Here is a 7149-nt window from a genome sequence, read left to right on the forward strand (position 1 = left end):
CGCTTGGCCTGGTCCGCGGCCGTGCGGAACACCCAGTCGCCGATATCGAGAATGGTGCCATTCGCTTCCGCGCTGCCGATGAACTCCGCGGGATTCAGCAAACCGCGCTCCGGATGGCGCCAGCGCAGCAGGGCTTCCGCGCGCTCGATGCGTCCGCTGATCAGGTTGACGATGGGCTGGTAGTACAGTTCGAACTGGCAATTGGTCACCGCCATCTTCAGGTCGCTCGCCAGGCGCATGCGCAGCTGCGCGGCAGCCTGCATATCGGAGGTGAAATAGCTGTAGCGGTTGCGCCCGCCATTCTTGGCCGCGTACATGGCCTGGTCCGCATGCCGTAGCAGCTGCTCCGGATCGTCGGCATCCGAGGGATAGAGCGCGATGCCGATGCTGGCCGAAACGGACCCCGTGGCCGGTCCCAGCTGGAAAGGCTTGTTCAGCGACGCCACGATCTGCTGCGCCACCCGCTCCACGCTGGTGACCTGATCCAGCCCCGGCAGGATCACCACAAACTCATCACCGCCGAGGCGCGCCAGCGTGTCGGACGCGCGCATGCAGGCCGCAATAYGCGAAGCCGCTTCCACCAGCAGCTTGTCGCCCATCTCGTGGCCGAGGCTGTCGTTGATTTCCTTGAACTGATCGAGGTCAATGAAGAGCAAGGCCAGGAACAGCCCGTCGCGCTTGGCTTTCTTCATTTCCTGCGCCAGCCGGTCATGGAACATGTTCCGGTTTGGCAGCGTAGTCAGCGCATCGTAATTGGCCTGATGCCAGATCAGCTCGGCGGACAGCTTGCGCTCCGTGATATCGCTGACCAGCGCCAGCGCGCCCATATAGCTGCCGTCCGGATCGAAGATGGGATTGGTGGCCAGCGTCGCCCACATTTCCACACCGTCCTTGCGGATGAACTTGAATTCGTGACGCTCGGCCACACCCTGCTGGCGGCGCGCGATATTTCGCTCGAGGATGGAGCGGCCTTCGTCGTCCATGAAGCGCACCAGCGGTTGGTCCAGCATCTCTTCGATGGTGTAGCCCAGCATGGCCGCCATCTTCGGATTCACAAAGCTGGTCGTTGCAGCGGCATCGATTTCCCAGATGCCTTCTTCCGCCGAGTGCACGATGCGGCGGAAGCGCTCTTCGCTTTTCTCCAGTGCGGCCAGCTTGCCTTCAGCCAGCTCCAGCACGACGCGGAAGCTCTCGGCGCCCGGCGCGCCACTGCCCAGCAAGGTGACAGGGAAGCCCCGATCGCCCCGTCCACGGGTCATTTGCAGCGAACAGCGTTGCGGCTCGCCGCTGTGCTGGCTGTCGCGCACAAAGCTGTCGAAGTCCGCCATGAAACGCGCGGCGATAAAACTACGGAAGGGAATGCGGTCGGGATTGTTGCGCGGCAGGCCAAGCAGGTCGGCGCCCACCAGATTCATCTGCAGGACGGTGGTGTCCGGCGCCAGCACGAAGTAGCCGACCGGCGCCAGCAGGTAGAGGTCGTTGAAGTAGTCCTGCTCGCGCTCGAATTGAAGGCGGGTATCGCTGCCCTCATGCAGCGCGGGCGGCGTGCCGCCCATTGCGGCCAGCAAAGCCTCATGCGGCATCAGGCCAGGCAAACCTTCCCCTGCCGCTAACGGGCCCGCCATGGTCTTGGCGGACGGTGCACGCTGGTCTTTTTCCATATCGCCCCGCTTCTTTTTTGTCCAAGCCTATCATGCACTTATGACAATGTCGAGAATTGTGGCGGGCGTTGTATCAGGCCTGACGATGTGAGCGGTTAAGGCGCGCCTCGGCATGGCGCTGCACCTGCTCGAACAGCAGGCTCAATATCCAATAGATGCCCGCCGCTGCAAGGTAAAGCGGCAGAGGACGGAACGTGGCCGCAATAACTTCTTTTGTCGACAGCATCAGCTCGGTCATCGTGATCACGGACACCAGCGAGGTATCCTTGATCAGCGAAATCAGGGTGTTGCTCATGGATGGCACGGCAATGCGCAGCGCTTGCGGCATGATCACGTAGCGCAGCGTCTGGCCGTAGCCCATGCCCAGACTGTAGCTGGCCGACCACTGTCCCTTGACGATGCTGAGCATCGCGCCGCGCAGGCTTTCGGACAGATAGGCGCCGGCGTTCAGGCTCAGCGCCAGAATGCCCGCCGTGACGGGCGTAAACTCGATCCCGACGCTCGGCAGGCCGTAATAGATCACGAACATCTGCACCAGCAGCGGCGTGCCACGCATCAGGCTGACGTACACGGTGGCTGGCCAGCGCACCAGCTTCCACGGCAGAATGCGCATCACGGCCGTCGGGAAGCCCAGTACCAGCCCGCCCAGCATGGAGGCGACGGCAAAGATCAGCGTATAGCCGGCGCCCTTCAGCATGACGGGCGCTGCTTCCTGCAGCAGCTCAAGCCAATCCATCGCTTACGGCGCCTTGCTGACGTCGGTGCCGAACCATTTCATGGAAATGGCCCTCAGGCTGCCATCGGCGGCGGCATCGTTCAAGGCTTTCTCGATCGCGGCCTTGAACTGCGGATTACCCTTCTGGAACGGGATGCCCATGCGCTCGACTGCCCCCACCCGCGCGCCAGCCTTGATCGGCAGCCTGGTGGTTTTCAGCAGCCAGGTGGCCATCAGGCTGTCGTTCAGTGCCGCGTCGATACGGCCGGACGCCAGGTCGGACAGGTTCTCCGGTGCAGCCGGATAGCTCCGCACCTCGATGCCCGGCACGGCCTTGGCCTGCGCCTCGTACACGCTGCCCTGGCCGGCGCCAACGCGCTTGCCTTTCAGCTGTTCCAGCGAGGTCCAGTTATTCTTTTCATCTTTGCGCACGATCAGCATCGGCGAGGAGTAGATGTAAGGCTGGGAGAAATCGAATACCTGCTCGCGCTTCGGATTGATGCCGACCTGGGAAATGATCACATCGTATTTACCGCTCGCCAGCCCCGCCAGGATGGAAGCCCATTCGGTGGTCACGAATTCCGGTTTGACCCCCAGTTTGCTTGCCACCAGCTTGGCGACATCCACATCGTAGCCCACAAGTTCCCCGGTCTTCTGGTCGCGATAATTGAACGGGGCATACACGCCTTCCATCGCCACCTTCAGCGTGCCGCGCGCCTTCACCGTTTGCAGCAGATCGGCAGCGGATGCATGCAGGGYAGCGCCAGCCAGCAGGGCCGCCGCGAACAGGGACATCAATGGTTTGCGCATCAGTGGTTTCCTTCAGAAATGGCGACGGCGGCCGAAGTTGTGGCCGACCACGAGAATGGACGATTCGATCAGAGTGGACAGGCCGATGATCAGTTGCACCAGCTTGTCATCCGGCAGCACCCACAGCGAGCCCTTGGGCGATTCAGCCTGCGCCACCGCTTCGATAAGAGGCGCCACCCAGTCCGCTTCAGGCGTAACATCGAGGATGACAGCGCCATCGGCGGTCTGCATATAAATCTCACCGCCGGCGGCCAGGTTGAAGCACACGCCGTAGCCGGTTTCCTGCTTGCCGACATGCTCTTTCAGCGCCAGATCGTGTTCCGCGATCCACAGCTCGGCGTCGGCGGGCGTTTCGATACCGCTCCACGGCACAGGGCGAAAGCGCGGCTTGTCCTCGTTATCCTGCATTGTCATCTATTTGAAATGTTGCACGGCCGCCAGTGTAACCGAACAGGAGGAAATCACAATGAAAGTAAAGGAATATGTTTCTGAGTTCGAGCAATTCTTCGGCCATTTGCTGGACGAACATCCCGAATATGTGGAAGACCAGCGCCATGGCTGGGATATCTGGTGGGACCACAAGGTGAACCTGGAAGATGAACGCCTGGCCCGCACGGATACCGTGCCGACGCCGCCTTATTACTACCATTAGATGCTTGGCAGGCGGATCGATGATCCGCCCTACGCTGTGGCTACCGCACGCTTGGTGGGCAGCTCGATGCCGTGCTTGGACATGAGCCGGTACAGCGTCATGCGCGACACACCCAGCTCGCGCGCCACCGAAGTCATGGACTTGCCTGCTTCCAGGCGGGTTTCAATGGCCTGGCGCTCGGCGCGGGTGCGGGCGCCGTCGAGACATTCGTTATTGGYCTTCAGCAGCTTGCCGTCCAGCCCCAGGTCGTGGGCGCGGATCAGCCGCCCCTCGGCCATCACGGAAGCGCGCCGTACGCGGTTGACCAGCTCGCGCACATTGCCGGGCCAGGCGTAATCGTGAATCGCCCGCAGTGCATCGCGGCCAAAGCCTTTCACACTGGCCGCCCGCTCGGCGGCAAATTCCTTGAAGAAGTGCTCGGCCAGCGGCAGGATGTCTTCGCGGCGCTGACGCAATGGCGGCGTTTCCAGCGTCAGCACGTTCAGGCGGTAGAACAGGTCTTCGCGGAAGCGCCCCGCCCGCACGGCGTCGATCAGGCGGATATGGCTGGCGGCAATCACGCGCGCATCGACCACCGTACCGCGTGTCGATCCCAGGCGGTGGATAGTGCGCTCCTGCAGAAAGCGCAGCAGGTTCGACTGCATATCGAGCGGCAGATCGGCGATTTCGTCGAAGAACACCGTGCCGCCGGCCGCCGTTTCGATCAGTCCGCACTTGTCGCGGCTGGCGCCGGTAAAGGCGCCGCGCTCATAGCCGAACAGTTCGGCCTGGATCAGGCTGGACGGAATCGCGCCGCAATTGACCGGCACGAAAGGCGCCGAGGCGCGCTGCGAATGGGTGTGCACGGCGCGCGCCACCAGCTCTTTGCCGGTGCCGCTCTCGCCCCAGATCAGAACGGGCGCGGGGACGCCGCTCACCTTGCGGATATTTTGCCGCAAGGCTGCCAGCGCCGGGCTCACGCCAACCAGCGACATAGCATCCGCCGAAGCAGGATCAGGTTTGCTCTGAAGGGAAGCAAGGCCGTGCACATGGCCCAGCGTGTGGCTGAGCCGAGTGAAATCGATGGGAGAAGTATGAAAGTCGAAACACTGCTCGACCATCAGTTGACGGAAAGCCGGTAAATTCAGGGCTGCCGATCGGAAGACCGACACCCACTTGACCTGCCAGTGCTCACGCAAGAAGCTGTCGAGCGCTTCAACACCCAGTCTCCGCACATCCACCAGCAGCAGGCCGACCAGAAACTCTTTGCTGCGCAGCAAAGACCGAGCCTCGACCAGGCTCGAAGCCTGGTAAATATCCCAGTCGTGGAGAAAGGCGCTCAACTCTTCTTGCGAGACCCATTCCAGGGCCACGCACAAGAGCTGTTTCTTTTTCATTATTCGCTTTCGTCGTTGGGCGCTGGCCCACGGAACCATCTTACGCCCAACTGTCCTGGACTACCAAGCCGAAAGCGGAGTGTGTTGCGTTCTGCTATTGATGAGTAAACTCAGCCCTTCCACGTGCGTTGCAAACCGGTATCGGCGTGAATCCAGCCGCCGCGTGGACCTTCGCGATAATAGAAGCCGACACCGCCCTGGCGGAAGCTCTTCACCAGGCCGCCCAGCACCTCGGCGTTCAGGTTGGTGATGCGAATGTCGGCTGCCTTGCCGTCCATATGCAGAGACTGGCGCGCCGCCGGAATACCCTGCTCGCGCAGACGCTGGTTGGACGCAGGAGTACGGTAGCCGGACAGGATCTCCACCGGGCTATTGATGCCGAAGCGCTCAACGAAAGCTTGCGTGCCCCACAGCGTTTCCAGCAGCTTGGGGTCGATCGGCACCGTCTCTTTCGCATTCACATCGCGCAGCAAATGGCACAGCTCCTGGTAGGCCGAGTCGATGATGTCGCCATCCCGCCAGTAGGTGACGCGGGCTTTTTCGCCGCTTTGCGGACGAGTAACACTGATGGTGCGTGGTTTGACCCAGAAATCGAGATCGAGCGCCTGGGTATCGAAAATATCGGGAGGAGGTTCCAGCTCTTGCTGGCGCGCCTGGCCGATCAGCGGGACGCCCAGCAGGGCGGCACCCGTCATGCCCAGGCTTCGGTGAAGGAAGTCGCGTCGAGATGCCATAGCAAACCTGTCAATTGCAATAGGGAATACTATAGCCCATAGCTGGGGGAGTTGAGAAACTCCTTTAAGAATTTAATGCAAATTTAAGTCGCGCCGCAGCCGCAGAAACGTTTGCGCTTTCCTTCCGGGACATCGCAGACGCTGCCGTCCAATTGCTTCCAGAAGAATACGGTTTCCACGCCGTATGGCGAGCGCACATTACCGGAGCGCAGATAACCCTGGCGCGCGAAGAATTCCTCGCCGGTGGCGGTGCTGTGCAGTTGCAAGGCCTTCACGCCCCAGGTGCAAGCCTGCTCCTCAACCCGGCCCAGCAAGGCCTTGCCGGCGCCCTTGCTGCGCGCTTCCGGCAGCAGATAGCACAGGGCCAGCTTGCCGGCGCCAGTCAGCAGGGCCACGCCAACGACAGTGCCCTCTTCCACGGCGACCACGGAGAAATTGGTGGGGGATGCGAACCAGCTGGCCACCGTTTCGGGCGTTTTGTTGCCGAGCCAGGACTCTAGGATGGCGGGGTCATTCTTGTGATCGAGTACACAGCATTCCGCGATCGAGCGGCGCAGCACATTGCATGCGGCGGAGGCGTCCGACGGAGTTGCCAGGCGAATTTCAAAACTCATGTATGCTCACAAAAATCCCAATCACAAAGCCGACTATACAACAATCGGCCATTCCCTGCGGGCAGCGGCCGTGCAGCGGCCCGTCTAAGCATATAACCAGAAAATAGTTTCCTTTCCTACTAAGTTTCCGGAGTATGCATATCTGTTTTCACTATAGAGGTCGCCATGACTAATAAGAATTTCGCATTAAGCCTCATTCTCGCAGCCGCTGCCTTCGCCACGGGTCCCGCCGCCTCCGCCGCGGAACTGTTGAACGTGTCCTACGACGTAGCGCGCGAATTGTACAAGGATATCAATCCGGCCTTCCAGGCAGCGTACAAAAAGAGCGCCGGCGAGGACGTGACCATCAAGATGTCCCATGGCGGCTCTTCCAAGCAGGCACGCGCCGTCGCCGACGGCCTGGAAGCTTCCGTCGTCACCATGAACCAGGCCAACGACATCGATATGCTGGCCGATCGCGGCGTGGTGGCCAAGGACTGGGCCAAGAAATTCCCCGACAATGCGGCGCCTTCCTACTCGACCATGGTCTACCTGGTCCGCAAGGGCAATCCGAAAGGCATCAAGGACTGGGCCGACCTCGCCAAGCC

At 61.3% G+C, this 7149-nt stretch carries 9 protein-coding genes; 2 read left to right on the top strand and 7 right to left on the bottom strand.

All coding sequences use genetic code 11. From position 1 onward, the window contains the following. The 4 genes from AB4Z11_RS17505 to AB4Z11_RS17520 form a co-directional block, all read right to left on the bottom strand. The coding region (locus AB4Z11_RS17505) for a putative bifunctional diguanylate cyclase/phosphodiesterase (RefSeq protein ID WP_442026517.1) at nucleotides 1-1661 on the bottom strand (1661 nt) is incomplete at its 3' end. Nucleotides 1662-1734: 73 nt separating this feature from the next. Then, complete coding sequence (locus AB4Z11_RS17510) at nucleotides 1735-2397, bottom strand: amino acid ABC transporter permease (protein WP_442026518.1); 663 nt, start codon at nucleotides 2395-2397, stop codon at nucleotides 1735-1737. Nucleotides 2398-2400: 3 nt separating this feature from the next. Continuing rightward, the gene (locus AB4Z11_RS17515) at nucleotides 2401-3186 is read right to left on the bottom strand and encodes a transporter substrate-binding domain-containing protein (RefSeq protein WP_442026519.1); all 786 of its coding nucleotides are present in this window, start codon (nucleotides 3184-3186) and stop codon (nucleotides 2401-2403) included. A 12-nt stretch (nucleotides 3187-3198) separates the two neighbouring features. Next, the gene (locus AB4Z11_RS17520; protein WP_442026520.1) at nucleotides 3199-3594 is read right to left on the bottom strand and encodes a hypothetical protein; all 396 of its coding nucleotides are present in this window, start codon (nucleotides 3592-3594) and stop codon (nucleotides 3199-3201) included. 58 nt (nucleotides 3595-3652) lie between these two features. Between AB4Z11_RS17520 and AB4Z11_RS17525 the strand changes: the two genes are divergently transcribed. After that, nucleotides 3653-3838: a DUF3460 family protein gene (locus AB4Z11_RS17525; RefSeq protein ID WP_442026521.1), complete on the top strand. Its 186-nt coding sequence runs from the start codon at nucleotides 3653-3655 to the stop codon at nucleotides 3836-3838. Nucleotides 3839-3867: 29 nt separating this feature from the next. Here the strand turns inward: AB4Z11_RS17525 and AB4Z11_RS17530 are convergent, their stop codons facing one another. From AB4Z11_RS17530 to AB4Z11_RS17540, 3 genes are all read right to left on the bottom strand, one after another. Beyond that, entirely contained in the window at nucleotides 3868-5214 is a 1347-nt protein-coding gene (locus tag AB4Z11_RS17530) for a sigma 54-interacting transcriptional regulator (protein WP_442026522.1), read from the bottom strand. Between the two features lie 110 nt (nucleotides 5215-5324). Continuing rightward, complete coding sequence (locus AB4Z11_RS17535) at nucleotides 5325-5909, bottom strand: YcbK family protein (RefSeq protein ID WP_442026523.1); 585 nt, start codon at nucleotides 5907-5909, stop codon at nucleotides 5325-5327. A 122-nt stretch (nucleotides 5910-6031) separates the two neighbouring features. Then, nucleotides 6032-6562 (bottom strand): GNAT family N-acetyltransferase, encoded by a 531-nt coding sequence (locus AB4Z11_RS17540; RefSeq protein ID WP_442026524.1) that lies wholly within the window; start codon nucleotides 6560-6562, stop codon nucleotides 6032-6034. Between the two features lie 165 nt (nucleotides 6563-6727). Between AB4Z11_RS17540 and rpsI the strand changes: the two genes are divergently transcribed. Beyond that, on the top strand, nucleotides 6728-7149 hold a 422-nt coding region (gene rpsI, locus AB4Z11_RS17545; RefSeq protein WP_442026525.1), incomplete at its 3' end, for a 30S ribosomal protein S9.

Origin of the sequence: Pseudoduganella sp. RAF53_2 (genome assembly GCF_052113985.1) — a bacterium.
GTDB lineage: Bacteria > Pseudomonadota > Gammaproteobacteria > Burkholderiales > Burkholderiaceae_D > Rugamonas.

What these genes read in the sequence shown, in the direction of transcription:
- AB4Z11_RS17510 (WP_442026518.1), bottom strand. Translation starts at nt 2,397, where the DNA reads ATGGATTGGCTTGAGCTGCTGCAGGAAGCAGCGCCCGTCATGCTGAAG.
- AB4Z11_RS17520 (WP_442026520.1), bottom strand. Translation starts at nt 3,594, where the DNA reads ATGCAGGATAACGAGGACAAGCCGCGCTTTCGCCCTGTGCCGTGGAGC.
- AB4Z11_RS17525 (WP_442026521.1), top strand. Translation starts at nt 3,653, where the DNA reads ATGAAAGTAAAGGAATATGTTTCTGAGTTCGAGCAATTCTTCGGCCAT.
- AB4Z11_RS17535 (WP_442026523.1), bottom strand. Translation starts at nt 5,909, where the DNA reads ATGACGGGTGCCGCCCTGCTGGGCGTCCCGCTGATCGGCCAGGCGCGC.
- AB4Z11_RS17540 (WP_442026524.1), bottom strand. Translation starts at nt 6,562, where the DNA reads ATGAGTTTTGAAATTCGCCTGGCAACTCCGTCGGACGCCTCCGCCGCA.